The sequence below is a fragment of the Terrabacter sp. FW104-15G4B genome (assembly GCF_058790095.1).
On the sequence record NZ_JBYTCI010000001.1, the window covers coordinates 350569 to 370677 of the forward strand.

The 20109-nt window shown below is 70.6% G+C and carries 19 protein-coding genes and 1 pseudogene; 16 read left to right on the top strand and 4 right to left on the bottom strand.

Translation table 11 applies throughout. From position 1 onward, the window contains the following. The first annotated feature begins 48 nt into the window (after positions 1 to 48). The 8 genes and pseudogenes from AC3WRT_RS01635 to AC3WRT_RS01670 all read left to right on the top strand — a co-directional run bounded on the left by AC3WRT_RS01635 (position 49) and on the right by AC3WRT_RS01670 (position 9536). Positions 49 to 1497 (top strand): gamma-aminobutyraldehyde dehydrogenase, encoded by a 1449-nt coding sequence (locus AC3WRT_RS01635; RefSeq protein WP_492718314.1) that lies wholly within the window; start codon positions 49 to 51, stop codon positions 1495 to 1497. Positions 1498 to 1584: 87 nt separating this feature from the next. Beyond that, positions 1585 to 2835 carry a polyamine ABC transporter substrate-binding protein gene (locus tag AC3WRT_RS01640; RefSeq protein WP_492718319.1) on the top strand — a complete coding sequence of 417 codons (1251 nt, stop codon included), beginning with the start codon at positions 1585 to 1587 and terminating at the stop codon, positions 2833 to 2835. Further along, on the top strand, positions 2832 to 3953 hold the full coding sequence (locus tag AC3WRT_RS01645; protein ID WP_492718323.1) for an ABC transporter ATP-binding protein: 1122 nt from the start codon (positions 2832 to 2834) through the stop codon (positions 3951 to 3953). The genes AC3WRT_RS01640 and AC3WRT_RS01645 overlap by 4 nt, the downstream gene beginning before the upstream one ends. Next, on the top strand, positions 3946 to 4860 hold the full coding sequence (locus tag AC3WRT_RS01650) for an ABC transporter permease (protein WP_492718325.1): 915 nt from the start codon (positions 3946 to 3948) through the stop codon (positions 4858 to 4860). The genes AC3WRT_RS01645 and AC3WRT_RS01650 overlap by 8 nt, the downstream gene beginning before the upstream one ends. Next, positions 4860 to 5654, top strand: coding sequence for an ABC transporter permease (locus AC3WRT_RS01655; RefSeq protein ID WP_492718329.1), 795 nt, complete (start codon positions 4860 to 4862; stop codon positions 5652 to 5654). Before AC3WRT_RS01650 ends, AC3WRT_RS01655 begins: the two co-directional genes overlap by 1 nt. A 4-nt stretch (positions 5655 to 5658) precedes the next feature. After that, positions 5659 to 6903, top strand: a pseudogene (locus AC3WRT_RS01660) (saccharopine dehydrogenase family protein). Positions 6904 to 6989: 86 nt separating this feature from the next. Further along, a complete protein-coding gene (locus tag AC3WRT_RS01665; protein WP_492718332.1) occupies positions 6990 to 8459 on the top strand; it encodes an NAD-dependent succinate-semialdehyde dehydrogenase in 1470 nt (489 codons plus the stop codon). A 60-nt stretch (positions 8460 to 8519) separates the two neighbouring features. Beyond that, positions 8520 to 9536, top strand: a complete 1017-nt coding sequence (locus AC3WRT_RS01670; protein WP_492718334.1) for a DnaB-like helicase C-terminal domain-containing protein — start codon at positions 8520 to 8522, stop codon at positions 9534 to 9536. Positions 9537 to 9626: 90 nt separating this feature from the next. Here the strand turns inward: AC3WRT_RS01670 and AC3WRT_RS01675 are convergent, their stop codons facing one another. Together AC3WRT_RS01675 and AC3WRT_RS01680 are read right to left on the bottom strand one after the other, a co-directional pair. After that, positions 9627 to 9974 carry a barstar family protein gene (locus AC3WRT_RS01675; RefSeq protein WP_492718336.1) on the bottom strand — a complete coding sequence of 116 codons (348 nt, stop codon included), beginning with the start codon at positions 9972 to 9974 and terminating at the stop codon, positions 9627 to 9629. Next, positions 9971 to 10426, bottom strand: a complete 456-nt coding sequence (locus AC3WRT_RS01680; protein WP_492718338.1) for a guanyl-specific ribonuclease — start codon at positions 10424 to 10426, stop codon at positions 9971 to 9973. Before AC3WRT_RS01680 ends, AC3WRT_RS01675 begins: the two co-directional genes overlap by 4 nt. 74 nt (positions 10427 to 10500) lie before the next feature. On the opposite strand from AC3WRT_RS01680, the gene AC3WRT_RS01685 reads away from it, so the two are divergent. From AC3WRT_RS01685 to AC3WRT_RS01720, 8 genes are all read left to right on the top strand, one after another. Then, complete coding sequence (locus AC3WRT_RS01685; RefSeq protein ID WP_492718340.1) at positions 10501 to 11784, top strand: SRPBCC family protein; 1284 nt, start codon at positions 10501 to 10503, stop codon at positions 11782 to 11784. Positions 11785 to 11861: 77 nt separating this feature from the next. Then, positions 11862 to 12383: a pyridoxamine 5'-phosphate oxidase family protein gene (locus AC3WRT_RS01690; protein ID WP_492718342.1), complete on the top strand. Its 522-nt coding sequence runs from the start codon at positions 11862 to 11864 to the stop codon at positions 12381 to 12383. A gap of 25 nt (positions 12384 to 12408) precedes the next feature. Beyond that, complete coding sequence (gene dxr / locus AC3WRT_RS01695) at positions 12409 to 13611, top strand: 1-deoxy-D-xylulose-5-phosphate reductoisomerase (RefSeq protein WP_492718344.1); 1203 nt, start codon at positions 12409 to 12411, stop codon at positions 13609 to 13611. Positions 13612 to 13710: 99 nt separating this feature from the next. Further along, complete coding sequence (locus tag AC3WRT_RS01700; RefSeq protein ID WP_492718346.1) at positions 13711 to 15057, top strand: M50 family metallopeptidase; 1347 nt, start codon at positions 13711 to 13713, stop codon at positions 15055 to 15057. A 90-nt stretch (positions 15058 to 15147) separates the two neighbouring features. Further along, complete coding sequence (gene ispG / locus AC3WRT_RS01705; RefSeq protein WP_492718348.1) at positions 15148 to 16308, top strand: flavodoxin-dependent (E)-4-hydroxy-3-methylbut-2-enyl-diphosphate synthase; 1161 nt, start codon at positions 15148 to 15150, stop codon at positions 16306 to 16308. Between the two features lies 1 nt (position 16309). Further along, positions 16310 to 16987: a nucleoside/nucleotide kinase family protein gene (locus AC3WRT_RS01710; RefSeq protein ID WP_492718350.1), complete on the top strand. Its 678-nt coding sequence runs from the start codon at positions 16310 to 16312 to the stop codon at positions 16985 to 16987. 120 nt (positions 16988 to 17107) lie between these two features. Next, positions 17108 to 17932 (top strand): GNAT family N-acetyltransferase, encoded by an 825-nt coding sequence (locus AC3WRT_RS01715; protein WP_492718352.1) that lies wholly within the window; start codon positions 17108 to 17110, stop codon positions 17930 to 17932. Positions 17933 to 17961: 29 nt separating this feature from the next. After that, positions 17962 to 18372 carry a DoxX family protein gene (locus tag AC3WRT_RS01720; RefSeq protein ID WP_492718354.1) on the top strand — a complete coding sequence of 137 codons (411 nt, stop codon included), beginning with the start codon at positions 17962 to 17964 and terminating at the stop codon, positions 18370 to 18372. On the opposite strand, the gene AC3WRT_RS01725 is transcribed toward AC3WRT_RS01720, so the two are convergent. Beyond that, a complete protein-coding gene (locus AC3WRT_RS01725) occupies positions 18362 to 19213 on the bottom strand; it encodes a GNAT family N-acetyltransferase (protein ID WP_492718356.1) in 852 nt (283 codons plus the stop codon). The two genes, AC3WRT_RS01720 and AC3WRT_RS01725, sit on opposite strands and share 11 nt — an antisense overlap. A 65-nt stretch (positions 19214 to 19278) precedes the next feature. Beyond that, positions 19279 to 20082: a methyltransferase domain-containing protein gene (locus AC3WRT_RS01730; RefSeq protein ID WP_492718358.1), complete on the bottom strand. Its 804-nt coding sequence runs from the start codon at positions 20080 to 20082 to the stop codon at positions 19279 to 19281. Between the last annotated feature and the right edge of the window lie 27 nt (positions 20083 to 20109).

Genomic DNA, 20109 nt, shown 5'->3' on the forward strand with positions numbered 1-20109 from the left:
ACCCCCGAAGCCTTCACGATTGCGAAGTCTTGCGTTTAGCATTCCGGCATGACTTCCCAGCCGCGCCAGCTCCGCAACTTCATCGGTGGCACGTACGTCGACCCCGAGGGCGACGCGACGACCGACATCGTCGACCCCTCCACCGCCCAGGTGGTCGCGAAGGCCCCCGTCAGCAGCCAGTCCGACGTCGACCGGGCGTATGCCGCGGCGTCGACCGCCTTCGAGACCTGGGGTGACACGACCCCGAGCGAGCGCCAGGCGGCCCTGCTGAAGTTCGCGGACGCCATCGAGGCCCGGGCCGACGACTTCGTCCGCCTGGAGGGCGAGAACACCGGCAAGCCGCACGCGCTGACGCAGAGCGAGGAGATCCCTCCGATGCTCGACCAGCTGCGCTTCTTCGCCGGCGCCGCCCGCGTCCTCGAGGGCAAGTCGGCGGGTGAGTACATGAAGGGCCACACCTCCTTCGTGCGCCGTGAGCCGATCGGCGTCGTCGGCCAGGTCACCCCGTGGAACTACCCGATGATGATGGCGATGTGGAAGATCGCCCCGGCACTGGCCGCGGGCAACACCATCGTCCTCAAGCCGTCGGACACGACGCCCGAGACGACGCTCCTGCTCGCCGAGCTCGCCTCGGAGTTCCTGCCCGAGGGCACCTTCAACGTCATCACCGGCGACCGTGAGACCGGCCGCATGCTCGTCGAGCACCCCACGCCCTCCCTCGTGGCCATCACCGGTTCGGTCCGGGCCGGCATGCAGGTGGCCGAGAGCGCCTCGCGCGACGTCAAGCGGGTCCACCTCGAGCTCGGCGGCAAGGCCCCGGTCGTCGTCTTCGACGACGCCGACATCGAGGCCGCCGTGGAGGGCATCGCGGTCGGCGGATACTTCAACGCCGGCCAGGACTGCACTGCGGCGACCCGCGTGCTAGCCGGCCCCCGCATCCACGACGACTTCGTCGCCGCCCTGGGCGAGTACGCCAAGGCCTCGGCCAAGGTGGGCCTGCCCGACGACCCGGACGCCCTCTTCGGCCCGGTCAACAACCCCAACCAGGTTCGTCACGTCTCCGGGATGATCGACCGCCTGCCCGACCACGCGGAGGTGGTCGCGGGCGGGCACCGAGCCGAGGGCCTCGGCGAGGGCTACTTCTTCGAGCCGACCGTGCTCGCCGGCCTGCGCCAGGACGACGAGCAGATCCAGACCGAGATCTTCGGTCCCGTCATCACCGTGCAGCAGTTCTCCGACGAGTCCGAGGCCCTCGCCTGGGCCAACGGGGTGCAGTACGGCCTCGCCTCCTCCGTGTGGACCCGCGACTTCGGCAGGGCCATGCGGATGAGCAGGAAGCTCGACTTCGGCTGCGTGTGGATCAACACGCACATCCCGATCGTTGCAGAGATGCCACACGGTGGCTTCAAGCACAGTGGCTACGGCAAGGACCTGTCCATGTACGGGCTCGAGGACTACACCCGCATCAAGCACGTCATGGCCAACATCGATTCCTGACACCGGCACCGTCCGGCACCGCCCAGCAGCACCGGGTCACCGAAAACCCCTCCACAGCAACGCCCCCGAACCCCTGGAGTCAATGACATGAACGACAAGAGCTTCGACATGGACGACCCGCACCTGCGCGCGGCGCTGTTGCGCGGTCTGGTTTCGCGTCGCTCCGCCATGATGGGGGCGGCCGGCGTGGGCGCCGCGGCGTTCCTCGCGGCCTGCGGCTCCTCCGGCAAGAACCCCACCACCCCGGGGGGTGCGTCCGGGACCACGGCCCCCGCCAAGACGGCTGCTGCGGCCCAGGATCTGTCCGACTCGGAGAAGGTGGTCAACTGGTCGAACTGGACCGAGTACATCGACACCAGCGAGGACGGCAAGTCACGCCCGACGTTGGACGCCTTCCAGAAGAAGACCGGGATCAAGGTCACCTACACCGAGGACTACCTCGACAACGACGAGTTCTACGCCAAGGTGCGCCCGCTGCTCGAGGGCGGCAAGGACACCGGTCGTGACGTCTGGTGCAGCACCGACTGGATGGTCGCCCGGCTCATCCGGCAGGGCTACGTGCAGAAGCTCGACCCGACCAACATCCCCAACGCCGCGAACCTCGACCCCTCGCTCAAGAACGTCGAGTTCGACCCCGGCCGGCTGCACTCGCTCCCGTGGCAGAGCGGCTTCGCCGGGATCGGCTACAACCTCAAGGCGACGGGTGGCAAGAAGATCGAGTCGATGACCCAGCTGCTCACCGACCCTGCCCTGAAGGGCAAGGTCACGCTCCTCACCGAGATGCGCGACACCGTCGGGCTCGTGATGATGGAGCAGGGCAAGAAGATCGACTCGTTCACCGACGCCGACTTCCAGGCGGCGATCGACATGATCCAGCAGGCCAAGGACTCCGGCCAGATCCTGCGGTTCACCGGCAACGAGTACACCGAGGGCCTCGCCAAGGGGGACATCGCGGCCTGCGCCGCATGGACCGGTGACGTCGTGCAGCTGCAGTTCGACGACCCCAACATCCAGTACACCCTGCCGGAGAAGGGCTTCACGCTCTGGTCCGACAACTTCGTCATCCCGGCGCTGGCCAAGCACAAGAAGAACGCCGAGAAGCTCATCGACTACTACTACGACCCGGCCGTGATGGCCCAGGTCGCGGCGTTCGTCAACTACATCGCGCCGGTCAAGGGCACCAAGGAAGAGCTCCTCAAGATCGACCCGGCACTGGGCAAGAACCCGCTCATCGTGCCGACGCCCGAGGTGCTGTCGCGGGCGCAGGTCTTCCGGGGCCTCAGCACCGCGGAGGAGACGAAGTACAACAAGCTCTTCTCGGCGCTGACGACCGCATGAGCGAGCAGCAGGGAAAGGGCGACCTCAGCCTCGTCGCCCTGACGAAGTCCTTCGCAGCCTTCACCGCCGTCCACCCGCTCGACCTGACGGTGCCGCAGGGGTCCTTCTTCGCCCTGCTCGGGCCGTCGGGCTGCGGCAAGACGACGACGCTGCGGATGATCGCCGGCCTCGAGGACCCCACCGGCGGCCGGATCCGCATCGGGGACGAGGACATCACCGACACGAAGGCCTACCAGCGCAACGTCAACACGGTGTTCCAGAGCTATGCACTCTTCCCGCACATGAGCGTGCTCGACAACGTCATGTTCGGCCTGCGGCGGCGCGGCGACAAGAACGCCAAGGCCAAGGCCGAGGAGGCGCTCGAGCTCGTGCAGCTGGCCCAGGTGGCCGACAAGAAGCCGACCCAGCTCTCGGGCGGCATGCAGCAGCGCGTCGCCCTGGCCCGGGCGCTCGTGAACCGGCCCGATGTGCTCCTGCTCGACGAGCCGCTCGGGGCGCTCGACCTGAAGCTGCGACGCCAGATGCAGATAGAGCTCAAGCGCATCCAGCAGGAGGTCGGTCTGACCTTCATCCACGTCACCCACGACCAGGAGGAGGCCATGACCATGGCCGACTCCATCGCGGTGATGAACGCCGGCCGTCTCGAGCAGCTCGGTGACCCGGCCACACTCTACGAGCAGCCGCGCTCGACCTTCGTCGCGAACTTCCTCGGGCAGTCCAACCTGCTGCGCGCGACGGTCAACCCGGGAGGCACCGACACCATCGTCACCGTGCGGGCGTACGACACCGACCTCGAGGTCTCGCGCGAGCACCTGCCCGCGGGTGTCCGCGACGTGTGGCTGGGGGTGCGACCCGAGAAGCTGCGCCTGGGCGAGGCGGGCGGGCCGAACCAGTTGCGCGGCATCGTCCGCGACGTATCGTTCAGCGGGGTGGCCACGCAGTACTCCGTCGAGATGCCGTGGGGCCAGGAGCTGATCGTCGTGCAGCAGAACGACGGCTCGGCCCGGGCGGTGCTGGGTGAGACGGTGACCGTCTCGTGGGCGGCACAGCACGGCTTCTCGCTCGACGCGTCGCAGGACGCCGAGGCCGGGGCCGAGCTGGTGGACGACCATGGCTGAGATGGCAGTCCTCTCGACGGGCTCGGCGGCGCCACCGACGAGGCGCCCCCGCAACTGGGTGCCCTACGCCCTGCTGCTCCCCGGGCTGCTCTGGCTGGTGGTCTTCTTCGTTCTGCCCATGGTGACGCTCGGGTCACAGTCGTTGCAGGAGGGCAACGTCGACGACGGCTACACCTTCACCGGCAACGTCGGCATCTACGCCGACGCGCTGAAGCAGTACTGGCCGCAGTTCGCGCGGTCGCTGCTCTACGCCGGGGTGTCCACCGTGCTCGCACTCCTGCTCGCCTACCCGCTGGCCTACTTCATCGCGCAGAAGGCAGGGCGCTACAAGAACCTCATGCTGGTGCTCGTGATCGCGCCGTTCTTCACCAGCTTCCTCATCCGCACCCTGGCGTGGCGCACGATCCTGTCCGATGACGCGTTCGTCACGGAGCTGGCGCAGAAGCTGCACGTCACCGACCTGCTGCAGGCGCTCGGCCTCACCGGCAACGACTCCCTTCTCAACTCGCAGTTCGCAGTCATCATGGGCCTGACCTACAACTTCCTGCCCTTCATGATCCTGCCCCTCTACACCTCGCTCGAGCGCCTCGACCCGCGGCTGCTCGAGGCGGCGGGAGACCTCTACGCGTCGCCCTGGCAGACCTTCCGGCGGGTCACCTGGCCGCTGTCCCTGCCCGGTGTGGTCGCCGGCACGCTGCTCACCTTCATCCCCGCGGCCGGTGACTTCATCAACGCACGGCTGCTCGGCAACACGCAGACGACGATGATCGGTTCGGTCATCGACAGCCAGTTCCTCCGGGTCCTCGACTACCCGCTGGCGGCCGCGCTGTCGTTCCTGCTCCTCATCCTGATCCTCGGCATGGTCACGGTCTACGTGCGCCGAGCCGGCACGGAGGAGCTGCTCTGATGGCCTGGATCAAGCGACACCTCATCGCCTTCGCCGCGATCGCGGTGCTCATCTACATGCTCGTGCCCAACCTCGTCGTGGCAGCCTTCTCGTTCAACGACCCCAAGGGCAAGTACAACTACAAGTTCAACGAGTTCTCGACCGCCGCCTGGACCAATCCCTGTGGCGCGCAAGGCATGTGCGAGTCTCTCGGGCTCAGCTTGCAGATCGGCGTCATCGCGTCGCTCGCGGCCATGGTGCTCGGGACGATGATCGCCTTCGCCCTCGGTCGCTACCGCTTCCGCGGGCGGTCTGCGACGAACCTGCTGATCTTCATGCCGATGGCCACCCCCGAGGTCGTCATGGGGTCGAGCCTGCTCACGCTCTTCCTCATGCTCGGGGTGCCGTCGGGGCGTACGGCCATCCTCATCGCGCACATCATGTTCTGCGTGTCGTTCGTCGTCGTCGCCGTCAAGGCGAGGGTCGCCACGCTCGACCCCAAGCTCGAGGAGGCGGCCGCCGACCTGGGGGCCAACCCGGCCCAGACGTTCCTGCGAGTCACGCTGCCCCTGGCGGCGCCGGGCATCGCCGCGGGGGCCCTGCTCGCCTTCTCGCTGAGCTTCGACGACTACATCATCACCAACTTCAACGCGAGCCCGAGCTCGATCACCTTCCCGATGTTCGTCTGGGGCGCGTCCGCTCGTGGGGTGCCCGTGCAGGTCTACGTCATCGGCACCGTCATGTTCCTGCTGACGCTCGTCATCGTCATGACCGCTCAGCTCATCTCCAGGCGACGCACCCGACAGGTGGCCTGACCTGATGCGTGTCCTCATGATCGGCTCCGGCGGGGTCGGTGACGCCGCAGCGCGCATCGCCGCGGAGCGCGACTACTTCGAGCGCTGGGTCGTCGCCGACTACGACCTCGCCCGGGCCGAGCGCACTGTCGCGGCCGTCGTCGAGCGGCACGCGGGGGAGACCCGCTTCGTCGCGGCCCGGGTCGACGCCTCGTCGGCCGAGGCCGTGACGGCGCTCGCCCGCGAGCACGGGGCGACGCACGTCTTCAACGCCGTCGACCCGAAGTTCAACATGCCGATCTTCCACGGCGCCAAGGCTGCCGAGGCCCACTACCTCGACATGGCGATGAGCCTGTCGCAGCGTCACCCCGAGCAGCCCTACGAGAAGGTCGGCGTGATGCTCGGCGACGAGCAGTTCGCCGCCGCGGACGAGTGGGAGGCCGACGGGCGTGTCGCCCTCGCCGCGTCGGCGTGGAGCCGGGGCTCTCCGACGTCTTCGCCAGGTATGCCGCGGACCACCTGTTCCGCGAGATCGACGAGCTCGGCACCCGTGACGGCGCCAACCTCGTGGTCCACGACGACGCCGGCAACGAGGTCTTCGCCCCCAGCTTCTCGATGTGGACGACGATCGAGGAGTGCCTCAACCCTCCCGTCGTCTGGGAGAAGGACCGCGGCTGGTTCACGACGGCGCCCTTCAGCGAGCCGGAGGTCTTCGACTTCCCGGAGGGCATCGGGCCGGTCGAGTGCGTCAACGTCGAGCACGAGGAGGTCCTCCACATGCCCCGCTGGGTCGACGCCCGGCGGGTGACCTTCAAGTACGGCCTGGGCGATGAGTTCATCACCGTCCTCAAGGTCCTCCACACTCTCGGGCTCGACCGCACCGCGCCGATCTCCGTCAAGGGCGTCCAGGTCTCCGCGCGATGTCGTCGCCGCAGCGCTGCCCGACCCCGCCACCATCGGGCCGCGCATGACCGGCAAGACCTGCGCCGGCCTCTTCGTCACCGGCACCGGTAAGGACGGCCGGCCTCGCCGCACGTACCTCTACCACGTCGTCGACAACGCCGAGACGATGCAGCACTACGGCGCCCAGTGCGTCGTCTGGCAGACGGCCGTCAACCCCGTCGTGGCCCTCGAGCTGCTGGCGGCCGGCACGTGGAAGGGCGCAGGGGTGCTCGGGCCGGAGGCCTTCGACGCGGTGCCGTTCCTCGACCTGCTCGCAGCCCCCAGGCCGGAGGGCTACGGGTCCCCGTGGGGCCTCGAGGACCGCTGAGACAGCAAGGGCACGTGAGGGGCCGCTGAGGCTACTGGCGACGACCCCCGAGGAAGACCATCGAGCAGAGGAATAGGGTTTCAGGCATGGCAGCGGTGACGCAGGAGTCAGTGATCGAGTCCGTGCCCAAGGGCCTGCTCATCGGCGGGCAGTGGCGCGACGGCAGCGAGGGGCAGACCATCGCGGTCGATGACCCCGCGACCGGCAAGGTGCTCACGCACGTGGCGGCGGCCTCCGTCGCCGATGGGCGCGCCGCCCTCGATGCCGCCGTGGCGGCGCAGGCGGACTGGGCCCGCACGGCGCCGCGCGACCGCGCCGAGCTGCTGCGGACGGCATACGAGAAGATCACCGCTCGCGCCGACGAGTTCGCGATGCTCATGACGCTCGAGATGGGCAAGACGCTCGCCGAGAGCCGAGGCGAGGTGGCCTACGGCGCCGAGTTCTTCCGGTGGTTCTCCGAGGAGGCCGTGCGCGTCTCCGGCCGCTGGTCGACCGCCCCCAACGGCGCCACGCGCCTGATGACGATGAAGCAGCCCGTCGGCCCCACGCTGATGATCACGCCCTGGAACTTCCCGCTCGCCATGGGCACCCGCAAGATCGGGCCGGCCATCGCGGCCGGCTGCACCATGGTGGTCAAGCCCGCGAGCCAGACACCGCTGACGATGCTGGCCCTCGCCGAGCTGCTGCGCGAGTGCGGACTGCCCGACGGCGTCCTCAACGTCGTCATGACCACGCACGACACGACCGGCGCCGTCATGGAGCCCATCATCCGCGACCCGCGCCTGCGCAAGCTCACCTTCACCGGCTCGACGCCCGTCGGCCGCGCCCTCATGGAGCAGGCCTCGCAGGGGATCCTCCGGGTGTCGATGGAGCTCGGCGGCAACGCGCCGTTCCTCGTCTTCGAGGACGCCGACCTCGACAAGGCCGTCGAGGGCGCGATGCTGGCCAAGATGCGCAACATGGGCGAGGCGTGCACGGCCGCCAACCGCTTCTACGTGCACGAGTCGCTCGCCGACGAGTTCAGCGCCGCGCTGGCGCGGCGCATGGGCGCGCTCACCCTCGGCAGGGGCACGGACGACGGCGTCGACGTCGGCCCGCTCGTCGATGAGAAGGCCCGCGACAAGGTGACCGCCCTCGTCGACGACGCCGTCTCGAAGGGGGCGAAGGTCCTCGTCGGTGGCTCGGCGCCCGACGGCGACGGCTGGTTCTACCAGCCGACGGTGCTCGCGGACGTGCCGACCGACGCCGACATGTCGCGCGAGGAGATCTTCGGCCCGGTCGCTCCCGTCACCGCCTTCCGCACCGACGCGGAGGCGATCCGCCTCGCCAACGACACCGAGTACGGCCTCGTCGCCTACCTCTTCACCCGCGACCTCTCCCGGGCCATCACGATGAGCGAGGCGCTCGAGTACGGCATGGTCGGCGTCAACCAGGGCATCGTGTCCAACCCGGCGGCGCCCTTCGGCGGCGTCAAGGCGTCCGGTGTCGGGCGCGAAGGCGGCTTCGAGGGCATCGACGAGTACCTCGAGACAAAGTACGTCGGCATCGCGCTCTGAACCGTCGGCACATTCGCCGAACGCCCTCGGCGACGACGGGCACTGTGGTGCAATCTGCGCATGGTGACACCAGCCGGCCCTCGTGAGGCGAGGCCTCTGCGCTCCCTCGACGTCCTGCTCAGCGACACCGACGAGGTGCTGCGGCGGGGAGCCCCTGCGGGGGCGAGGGTGTGGTCGACCGGGCTACCGGCCCTCGACACCGTGCTCACGGGCGGGTTCCGCTCCGGGGAGCTCGTCCTGCTCGGCGGCCCTGCCGGGCACGGCAAGACGACGATCGGCCTGCAGCTGGCCCGGAACGTCGTGGCCGCAGGCGCCAGCGCCCTCGTCTTCTCCTACGAGCACGAGAGCCACACGCTGCTCGAGCGCCTCATCTCCCTCGAGGCAGCCGACGCCGACCAGGGTGAGGTGGCCGGCGTCATCGACGTGCGCCGTGCGCTCGAGAACGCCGATCAGGGCGGTTCGCTGGAGTCCGTTCTCGGCGCGCTCCCGGGCGGAGCGCAGGCGCACGCTGCGCTGATGAGCTACGGCGACCGGCTCCAGGTCCACGAGTCGTCCGGCGCCTCGACGACGCTCGCGAAGATCCACGAGGCCGTCGAGCGGGTCACCGACACGACGGGCCAGGCGCCCTTCGTGCTGCTCGACTACATCCAGAAGGTGCCGGTCGACCGGGCCGCGGAGGAGGAGCGGACCACCGCCGCCGCCGAGGGCCTGAAGGATCTCGCCCTCTCGGCGCGCGTCCCCGTCGTCGCCGTCTCGGCGGCGGACAAGGACGCGCTCGTCTCGGGCCACCGGATGCGCACGCACGACCTCCGCGGGTCCTCGGCGCTCGCCTTCGAGGCCGACGTCGTCCTCATCGTCACGGACAAGGTCGACGTCGTCTCGCGTGAGCACCTCGTCTACGACCTCGGCAACCTGCAGCGCTTCCGTGGCTGGTCGGTCGTCAGCATCGAGAAGAACCGCCACGGCCAGGCGCACGTCGAGCTCCAGTTCGCCAAGGACTTCGAGCACGGCCGCTTCCACCCGGACGGCCAGGCCGTCCCTGAGCGCCTCATCGACGAGCGGGTCTTCGTCTCCTGACGTCAGGATGGCGTATGCCGTCTGCTGGCGTCAGCCTGCACGCGCGGTCGCGCGCGGGGCGGCGTGACGGCATACGCCTGCTTTCAGGGACTAGCGGGTGACGACCGTGACGGCGAGGTCGTCGCGCTCGCGGGCGACCTGCTCGAGGATCTCCACGACGGTGTCGTACGTCTCGCGGTCGCGTTCGCGCAGGAGGGCGGCGCGGTCCCACACCAGCTCGATCGGCACGCCGCGGGGCCCGTCGAGGTCGCGCAGCGCGTCGAGGAGGGCGTCCCAGTTGCGACCGAACCAGTCCGGCAGGTCCAGTCCCCGCGCGAAGGCGTCGAGCACACCATTCTTGTCCTGCCCACCGGTGACAACGCGTACGTCGTGGCCGAGCTGCACCAGGTGCTCGATGTGGTCGTCGGCCTCGCTGTGCCGACCGAGGAACGTCGTCACGTGCCCTCCCTGATGCGCTCGAACGAGGCGTAGTGGTCGGCTGTCCAGTACGTCTCGCCGCCGGTGCCCATGATGACGCGCCGAGGCCCGCGGTCGGCGGATCCCGGTGTGGCGACGGTGAACTCGCGGTAGTAGCCGCGGGGTGCGCGGGGCAGCAGGCGCTCGCGGTTGTCGAAGGTCTGGTTGTCGCTGCGGGGGTAGGGGAACGGGCCACCGGAGCGGACGAGCGCCAACGTGTCACGGGCCTGCCGGGGGAGGGCGGACTCGGCGATCCACGGCAGGCCCGAGGCAGGATCGGTGCTCGCAGAGCCCGGCAGGTAGGTGGCGCTCGCCGAGCCCTGCCCGGCAGGCGTCGACGGGACCTCCCTGGTCTGGACCGCGACCCACGCGAGCACGACGAGGGCCACGGCGAGCACGCCGAGCAGCACCTGACGCGAGCGGAGCGTCGTCACGCAGCCATCATGCCCGAGGCGCGGATGCCGCGAATCCCGTGACGCGGTCGACGCGCTGGGGGAGACTTCCAGGCGTGAGCCTTCTGCGCGGCCTCTTCGGCGACCGGGCCGGCCGTCGTGACGAGCCGCCCCCGGCCGTCGTCGCCCGTGACGTCAGCCACCGGGTCTTCGTCGAACGCCGGCCGGAGGAGGTCTGGCCGCACCTCGTCACGCCTCGCCCGGGAGCCGAGCTGGGGGTCGACTGCGTCCGCGTGGTCGCCCTGGCGGGCGGGGCGCCGGGGGAGGTTCCCGAGTTCGCGGCAGTGTGGCGGCGGTCGAACGGGCGGCTCTGGGTGGGGGTGAGCTCGGTCGTCGACGTCGCGCAGGGGATGCGCGTGGTGTCCCGGACGGCCGACGGAGCGACGGACCTCACCCTGACCACGACCCTCGAGGCCCTCGACGGCGGGTGCGTCGTCGCCCAGCAGCTCGACGGGGTCGCGCCGACGGACCCGGTGGCGGAGTTCGCCAGGGCCTGGATGGCGCGAGCCCTGCTCGGTCTCAAGGCCGACGTGGAGGGGAGGCCGCGCAGCCGGACGCGCGACCCGGTGTCCGACGAGCCGGTCGCCGATGCGGTGTCGAGCGGCTTCCTCGGCCACGGGGTGGCCACGCTCGGCGGTCCGGGAGTCGCGCCCGTCCACGAGACGGCCTCCGTCGAGGTGGCCGTGCCACCCGAACGGCTCTGGGAGCTGCTCGGCCAGCCCTCCTCGGAGCAGCTCCTCAAGCCCTCCCTCGAGCAGCTCCTGCGCAGCGAGCTCGCCGACGAGCCGGGACGTGAGCACGTCATCGCGGTGCACCGCCACGACGACGGTCGCCGCGCGGCCTCGGTCTCGGTCGTCATCGAGGCGACGCCGCCACTGCGGGTCGTCGAGCGCGACCTGACGTCGTCGCACGAGGCCGACGTCGTCACGTCGATCGAGCCCCGCGAGAACGGCTGCAGCATCACGGAGACGTTCACCGGCTGGCTCCCCTCGGGCCCCGGACGCGTCGTGGACCCGTCGGGGATCGCGGCCCTGATGCGCACTCGCCTGGCGGTCGTCAAGAACCTCGCGGAGGCCGGCGTCGCTCCGCAGCGAGACCCCCGCACGGGCTTCCTGCCGCCGGGCCAGGCACCGGACCTCCCGCCGCCGTCGGGTGAACCGGTGGTCGGATCCTCGCAGCCGGCCCCGCGCCCACAGCCGCAGTCGGCACCGTCCCTGCCGTCGAGCGTCCTGCTCCCGCCACCGCACGTCGCTGCACCGGCGGCGGGTTACGACCTCGGACCGTGGCTCGTCTGGGGCGCGGAGGGCTTCTCCCTCGCGACCGACGTGAGCTGGTGGTGAGGGCCGTCGCCGGCGTGGCGCGCCGGCCCGCAAGGATGACCAGGCCGGTTGTCCGCACCCGCCGCTAGCGTCTGAGGATGCTCGAGACACCGGACGAGACCGCCGCCCTCCAAGCTCTGCTGGACGCCTCGCACGCCAAGGCGTCGGGCCACCTGCGCAGCATCATCGACGACGACCGCACCCTCACCGCCGAGCAGCTCGTCGCGCTGCTCACGGGCATGAAGGTGCTCTCGGTCGCCACCGTCACGGCCTCGGGGGAGCCGCGCATCAGCGCCCTCGACGGCCACTTCCTCCACGGCACGTGGACCTTCGGCACGTCCGGCACGTCCGCCAAGGCGAAGCACCTCGCGGCCCGGCCCGCCGTCAGCGTCGCGCACGTCGACGGCGAGGACCTCGCTCTCTTCACCCACGGCCATGCCGAGCTCATCGAGCCCGGGGCGTCGCGTGACGAGGTCGACGCCCACTGGACCGCGCACTACGGCAGCAGCCCGTACTCGTGGGGCGACGACATCAGGATGTACCGCCTGCGGATGACCTGGGCCATCGCGTACGCCGCCAAGCGCGACGAGCTGCTCCGGGCGAGGGGAGTGACCGCCTGAGGGCCGCCTGCGCGAGAATGCCCGGGTGACTGACACCTCGGCGCGTCCCCGCCGCATCGTCCTGCTCGGCTCCACCGGGTCGATCGGCACCCAGGCCCTCGACCTCGTGCACCGCAACCGCGACCGGTTCGAGGTGGTCGGCCTCTCGGCCGGGTCCAACCTCGACCTCGTCGCCGAGCAGGCCGTCGCGCTGTGCGTGCCGGTCGTCGCGGTGGCGAGCGCGACGCAGGAGGAGCTGGCAGCAGCGGTGGCCCGCGCGGCCGACTCGGCCGGCGTGACGGCATACGACCCGGAGCTGCTCGTCGGGCCCCGAGCCAGCACGACGCTCGCGGCCCGCGAGGCCGATGTCGTGGTCAACGGCATCACCGGCGCCATCGGCCTCGAGCCGACGCTCGCGGCGCTGCGGGCCGGCACGACACTTGCGCTCGCCAACAAGGAGTCGCTCATCATCGGCGGCCCGCTCGTCAAGGCGCTCGCTGGCCCCGGCCAGATCGTGCCGGTCGACAGCGAGCACTCGGCCATCGCCCAGTGCCTGCGCGGCGGCCGCGCCGAGGAGGTGCGCCGGCTCGTCGTCACAGCGAGCGGCGGCCCCTTCCGCGGCCGGTCCCGTGCCGAGCTCGCCGACGTGACCCCCGAGCAGGCGCTCGCGCACCCGAACTTCTCCATGGGCCGCGTCATCACGACCAACTCGGCGACGCTCGTCAACAAGGGCCTGGAGGTCATCGAGGCCCACCTGCTCTTCGACATCCCGTTCGAGGCCATCGAGGTCGTGGTCCACCCGCAGCAGATGATCCACTCGATGGTGGAGTTCGTCGACGGCTCCACGATCGCGCAGGCCGGACCGCCGCGGATGCTCGTGCCGATCGCGCTCGGGATGAGCTGGCCGGAGCGCATCGCCGACGCCGACGTGCCGGTTGACTGGACGAAGGCGCAGTCGTGGGACTTCCAGCCGCTCGACGACGAGGCCTTTCCGGCCGTCGCGCTCGCCCGGCGGGTGGGCGAGGCGGGCGGCACCTGGCCGGCCGTCTACAACGCCGCCAACGAGGTCGCGGTGGACGCGTTCCACGACGGACGCATCGGCTTCGTCGACATCGTCGACGCCGTTGCGACGGTCGTCGACGCGTATGCCGCCGAGGCCGTCTCGCAGGTGGCGGACCTCACGCTTGACGACGTCCTCGCCGCCGACGCCTGGGCCCGCGCGGCAGCGGGACACAGCATCCCCGACTGACGACCCAAACCCCTTGCAGTTCGACGTGTTCCGGGGTCACCCCTGACCGTCGAAGACATCCGAAGAGGAATCACAGGGAACGGGTGTGACAATGAGGGGGTGCTGTTCTTCCTAGGTGTCCTGGTCGTCGTCGTCGGCGTGGCGCTCAGCATCGCCCTGCACGAGATCGGCCACCTGGTGCCCGCCAAGAAGTTCGGGGTCAAGGTCACCCAGTACATGGTCGGCTTCGGGCCGACGGTCTGGTCCCGCAGACGCGGCGAGACGGAGTACGGCATCAAGGCGGTCCCGCTCGGAGGCTACGTCCGCATGATCGGCATGCTGCCGCCGCGACCCGGCGACAAGCCCGGCGAGCTGCGCACCCTCTCGACCGGCCGCTTCAGCCAGATGGTCGACCAGGCCCGCGCCGACTCCATGGAGGAGGTGGGGCCCGGCGACGAGGGCCGCGTCTTCTACAAGCTGAACCCCGCCAAGAAGATCGTCATCATGCTCGGCGGTCCGGTCATGAACCTCGTCATCGCCGCCGTGCTGCTGACGGGCGTCATCACCCTCTACGGCCTCCCGCAGGTGGCCCCCAAGGTCGGGCTGCTGTCCGCCTGCGTGCCGACCACCGCGCCCACGCTGCAGGTCCCGCAGCCGCCGTGCAAGCCCGGCGACCCGGTCGCCCCCGCCAAGGCCGCCGGCCTCCAGGCGCGCGACCGCATCCTTTCCGTCGACGGCAGGCCCGTCACCACCTGGGACCAGGTCACCGCGGCGATCCGCGACAGCAAGGGCCAGCCCATGACCTGGGTCGTGCAGCGTGGCGACGAAAAGGTCACCATCTCCATCACCCCGGCCGTCCTGCAGCGCGCCACCTACAACGACCAGGGCGACCCGATCGCCAAGGCCGGCAAGCCAGTCCTCGCCTCCATGGGCTTCGCCGGCATCACGCCGGGGCAGGAGCTCGTCCGGACCCCGATCGCCCAAGCCCCGAAGTTCGTGTGGGACCGGCTCGTCGACACCGGCTCGATCATCGTCAAGATCCCCGAGAAGATGACCGGCGTCGTCCAGGCCGCGTTCGGCTCCGGCGAGCGCGACCCCAACGGCCCCATCTCCGTCGTCGGCGTCGGGCGCATCGGCGGCGAGGTGGCCGCGCTCGACATCCCCGCCGACGAGGGCGGCAACTGGGTCAAGCTGGCGCAGCTCGTGCTGCTCATCGCCTCGCTCAATCTCGCGCTGTTCGTCTTCAACCTCGTCCCGCTCCTGCCCCTCGACGGCGGACACGTCGCCGGCGCGATCTGGGAGGCGATCAAGAAGGGTTGGGCGCGGCTGCGCCGGCGCCCCGACCCGGGCTTCGTCGACGTCGCCAAGGGACTACCCGTCGCCTACGGCATGAGCCTCGTGCTCATTACCATGTCGGTGCTGCTCATCTACGCCGACATCGTCAAGCCGATCAAGCTCTTCGGCTGATCATCGAGAGCAGTTCCTCCGTGAGTGACGAGTGGGGTCCCTTGACTGCCCTCGGACGACCTGCTCTTTCGATCGCGTCATAATGGCCGTATGAGTGTCTCCCTCGGCATGCCGCCCCTGCCCCCGCCGGTTCTCGCCCCTCGGCGCAAGACCCGTCAGATCCAGGTCGGCAAGGTCGGGGTCGGCAGCGACTTCCCGGTGTCGGTCCAGTCGATGACGACGACGCCGACGACCGACATCAACGCCACGCTCCAGCAGATCGCCGAGCTGACGGCCTCCGGCTGCGACATCGTGCGCGTCGCCTGCCCCAGCCAGGACGACGCCGAGGCGCTGCCCGCCATCGCGCGCAAGAGCCAGATCCCGGTCATCGCCGACATCCACTTCCAGCCGAAGTACGTCTTCGCGGCCATCGACGCCGGCTGTGCGGCCGTGCGCGTCAACCCCGGCAACATCCGCCAGTTCGACGACCAGGTCAAGGAGATCGCCCGGGCGGCCAAGGACGCCGGCGTCTCCATCCGCATCGGCGTGAACGCCGGAAGCCTCGACAAGCGGATCATGGAGAAGTACGGCAAGGCGACGCCCGAGGCGCTCGTCGAGTCGGCCGTCTGGGAGGCAAGCCTCTTCGAGGAGCACGACTTCCACGACTTCAAGATCTCGGTCAAGCACAACGACCCCGTCGTCATGGTGCGCGCCTACGAGCTGCTCGCCGAGCGCGGCGACTGGCCCTTGCACCTCGGTGTCACGGAGGCCGGGCCCGCCTTCCAGGGCACCATCAAGTCGGCCACCGCCTTCGGCGCGCTGCTCTCGCGCGGCATCGGCGACACGATCCGCGTGTCGCTGAGTGCTCCGCCCGTCGAGGAGGTCAAGGTCGGCATCCAGATCCTGCAGAGCCTCAACCTGCGCCCGCGCAAGCTCGAGATCGTCTCGTGCCCGTCGTGCGGCCGCGCCCAGGTCGACGTCTACACGCTCGCCGACCAGGTGACCGCCGGGCTCGAGGGCATGACGGTGCCGCTGCGCGTGGCCGTGATGGGCTGCGTCGTCAACGGTCCCGGGGAGGCACGCGAGGCCGACCTCGGCGTCGCGTCGGGCAACGGCAAGGGCCAGATCTTCGTCAAGGGAGAGGTCATCAAGACCGTCCCCGAGGCCCAGATCGTCGAGACGCTCATCGAGGAGGCCATGCGCCTCGCCGAGGACATGGGCGAGCCGGTCGACGAGGAGTCGGCCGGGGCGCCCAGCGTCACCGTCAGCTGAGGTGCGAACTCCCGTCCCGGCCACGCAGCGGTTCGCCGTCCTGCGCGACCTCGCCGAGCGTGTGGTCGCCCTGCACCCCGCTGAGCGCGTCGCCGTCGCGGTCGACGGCTTCGACGGCGCCGGCAAGACGGTGCTCGCCGACCAGCTCGCCGAGGTGATCCGCGCGCTCGAGGGCACTCGCGACGTGCTGCGCGTCTCGATCGACGGCTTCCACCGGCCGAAGGCCCAGCGCATCGCCCGAGGCCGCGGACCGGAGACCTTCTACGAGGACTCCTACGACTACGCGGCGTTCCGTCGGACGGTGCTCGACCCCTTCCGTCGCGGCGAGCCCGTCACCCCTGCCGTGAACGACGTCGACGTGGACCGACCGGTGCACCCCGACCCCGTCGCGGTCGGCTCAGACACCGTGCTGCTCGTCGACGGGATCTTCCTGCAGCGGCCGGAGCTCACCGGCGTCTGGGACGCGGCCGTGTGGGTGGATGTCCCCTTCGCAGTGTCGGTGCCGCGCGGGAACGCGCGCTTCGGCGACGGCCACGACCCCGACCCTGAGGCGCAGCCGAACCGCCGTTACGTCGAGGGCCAGCGCCTCTACCTCGCCGCCGCCGACCCACGGGCCCGCGCGACCTGGGTCCTCGACAACACCGCCCTCGAGCGACCCGTCCTGCACCCCGCCCGGTGACCCGGCCGTGTGCCCGTCAGGCGGTGGACCTGAGATGGTCTGGGTGCTCCTGGGGCGCGCCAAGGTGACACCGGGCCTGCGGGCAGGCAGTCTTGTCAGGTGCTCCGCCAACGTCTCCCCGTGCGTCCGCTGTCGGTCGCCGATCGCGACGCGGCCCTGGAGCTCTGCGCGCGTGACCGAGTCGCCAACGCCTTCGTGGCGGCCCGCATCGTCGAGGGATCGCTGCGCGCGTCCTCGGGACCGTTGCTCGGGCACTGGGACGACGGCGAGCTACGCGGGCTGGTGTGGGTCAGCGCCAACGTCGTGCCCGTCGAGCTCGACGACGACGGTGTGGCCGCGGTGGCCGCCCGCATCATCCGGATGCGGCGTCAGTGCGCCTCGCTCTTCGGTCCGAGCGAGCAGGTGCTGGGACTCTGGGACCGTCTCCGTCCCACGTGGGGGCCGGTACGCGCGGTGCGCCGCCACCAGCCCCTCCTGACCACCGCGGTCCGGCCGTCGTCGCTCGGCGTCCCACTCGACCCAGAGGTGCGCCCCGCCCGCCTCGACGAGGTCGACCTGGTGCTGCCCGCCGCGACCAACATGTTCACCGAGGAGATCGGCTACCCGCCCTACTTCGGCTCCGACCGCGGCTACCGTGCGAGCATCGCCGCCCTCGTGCGGGCCGGTCACACCTTCGTCCGCATCGAGGACGGCGAGGTGGTCTTCAAGGCCGATGTCGGCTCCCTCGCGCTGGGCTGCGCGCAGGTCCAGGGCGTGTGGCTGCACCCGCGCCTGCGAGGCCGGGGGCTGTCGGTGCCGGCGATGGCCAGCGTCGTGGAGCAGGTGCTCACGGGCATGGCCGATGAGGTGTCGCTCTACGTCAACGACTTCAACGCGGCGGCGCGGGCCACCTACGACCGCTGCGGCTTCCACGAGGTGGGCGCCTTCACCACGGTCCTGCTCTAGCGGCGCCCTCGCGGGCCTAGGGTGAGGTCATGAAGACCGCGACGAATGCACCGCTGGGCATGGACGGCATCGCGCTGGCCGGTCTCCTGCTGGTTTCGGGGGCGATGCACTTCGTGAAGCCCGCGCCGTTCGAGGCGATGGTCCCGAAGCAGCTCCCGTCGCCGCGGGCGCTGGTATATGCATCGGGCGTGCTCGAGATCGCTTGTGGCGTGGGCCTTCTCGTCCCTCGCACCCGTCGTGTCGCCGGGCTCGCCTCTGCGGCGGTGCTCGTCGCCGTCTTTCCGGCGAACGTCACGATGACGGGCCACGCCAAGCGCCGGCTCGACATCGACCGCGCGGACCCGAAGAAGCAGGGCTACCTCGCCGCGACGGTGGGGCGGCTGCCGATGCAGTGGCCGATGATCCGGGCGGCGCTGCGCGCCGGGGGAGTCATGCGCTGAAGGTCAGGGTGATGCTGTCGCCGACCCTGCGGTAGCCGATGGCCTGGTAGATGGCGTTCGAGGTCGGGTTCGCGAGGTCGGTGTAGAGAATGCAGCTCTCGCCCCGGTCCTGACGGGCGATGCTGAGACTCGCGACGACCGCGCTCGCATAGCCGTGTCCGCGCAGTTCCGGGGGCGTCCAGACTCCCGAGATGCGGGTGACACCGCCGCTGGCGGGGGAGGCATAGGCCATCGAGACCGGGCGCCCGTGATCCTGCCAGAGGCCCACCCGACCGTCCGCGATGTGCTCTGTCAGGGGTGTGGCAGCGCGCGTACCGGGACCCTCGATGGCATTCACGAACTGCTGGTGCCAGTCGTCGACGAGCGGTGTGTCGTTCCCGGTGGCGGTGCGGAAGGAGCCGGCGACCTCGAACGGCAGCCGGGGACGAGTGGGAAGGTCGAAGCGGCCGACTTCCATGGCGACCATGGACCTGGCGCCCGTGCGCACGGTCCACTCCTGGGCGAACGCCTCGGCCGGTCCTCGCTGGCCGCCGACACCTGGCAGGCGCTCGCCCGCCTCGGCCAGCAGGCATGCGAGGTCGCGAGCCAGCTCCGTGGTGGCGAGGGCGACGTGCAACGGGTGCGGGGGCGTGTGCATGAAGGCGCCGACCACCTCGCCGGAGGCGTCCGTGGCGGTCCACCAGCGGGGTCCGACGTGGCGGCTCGGGTCCGCGACGAGGGCCCGGGTCACGCTCGCGACCACGCTGAGCGCCTCCGGCTCGCGCGACACCAGGGCCGAGAGGCGAGCCTGTGCCTCGCCGGGGTCGGTGACGAGGGTGAGCGTGAAGGGAGTTCGCGGCATACGGCCACTCTGGCAAAGGCGCAGCCACTCGTCGCGCACATGTGGGCCGCACCTGCAGCGCCTCGTCAGGGACGGGCGATGAGCTCCGCATGCGTCATCGCGAACCACGCGTCGCGGTGGGTCGACCAGTCCCGCCATGCCGCGCTGATCTCGGCGAGCTCCTCCGCGGTGCCGAGCCCGCGCTCGACCGCCTGGCTCACGAAGCTCGAGTCGAGCGTGCGACGGGCCCACGTGCCACCCCACCAGGCGCACTGCTCGGGGGTCGTGTACGCCCAGAGCGACGCGGACGGGGTGAGCCTGGAGAGGCCGGCGGCGTGCGCCCAGGCGAGCAGGTGGCGCCCGGCGTCGGGCTCGGCGTGGTTGAGGCGCGCCAGGCGGCGGTAGAGGTCCAGCCAGCGGGTCATTCCCTCGGAGGCCGGGTGCCACACCATCGAGCCGTAGTCGACGTCGCGCACCGCGACCAGCCCGCCGGGACCGCTGACGCGCGCCATCTCGCGAAGGGCGCCCACGGGGTCGGTGAGGTGCTGGAGCACCTGGTGCGCGTGGACGACGTCGAAGGAGCCGGAGGCATACGGCAGCGCCATGACGTCGGCGCGTTGGAAGCGGGTGCGCTCGTCGCCGCGGGCGACGGCGTTGCGTCGGGCCACGTCGAGCGGCCCCTCGACGTTCTCGACCCCGACCACCGTGCCGGAGGGTTCCACCGCCTCGGCCAGGTCGAGCGTGATGGTCCCCGGTCCGCACCCGACGTCGAGGACGCGCAGGCCGTCGCGCAGGTGCGGTAGCAGGTGGGCCGCCGAGTCGGCTGCGGTGCGCGCGCCGTGCGATGCGAGCACGCTCGCATGGTGTCCGTGGAGGTAGACGTCCGCCATGGCGCGACGCTACGCCGCGTGGAGCAC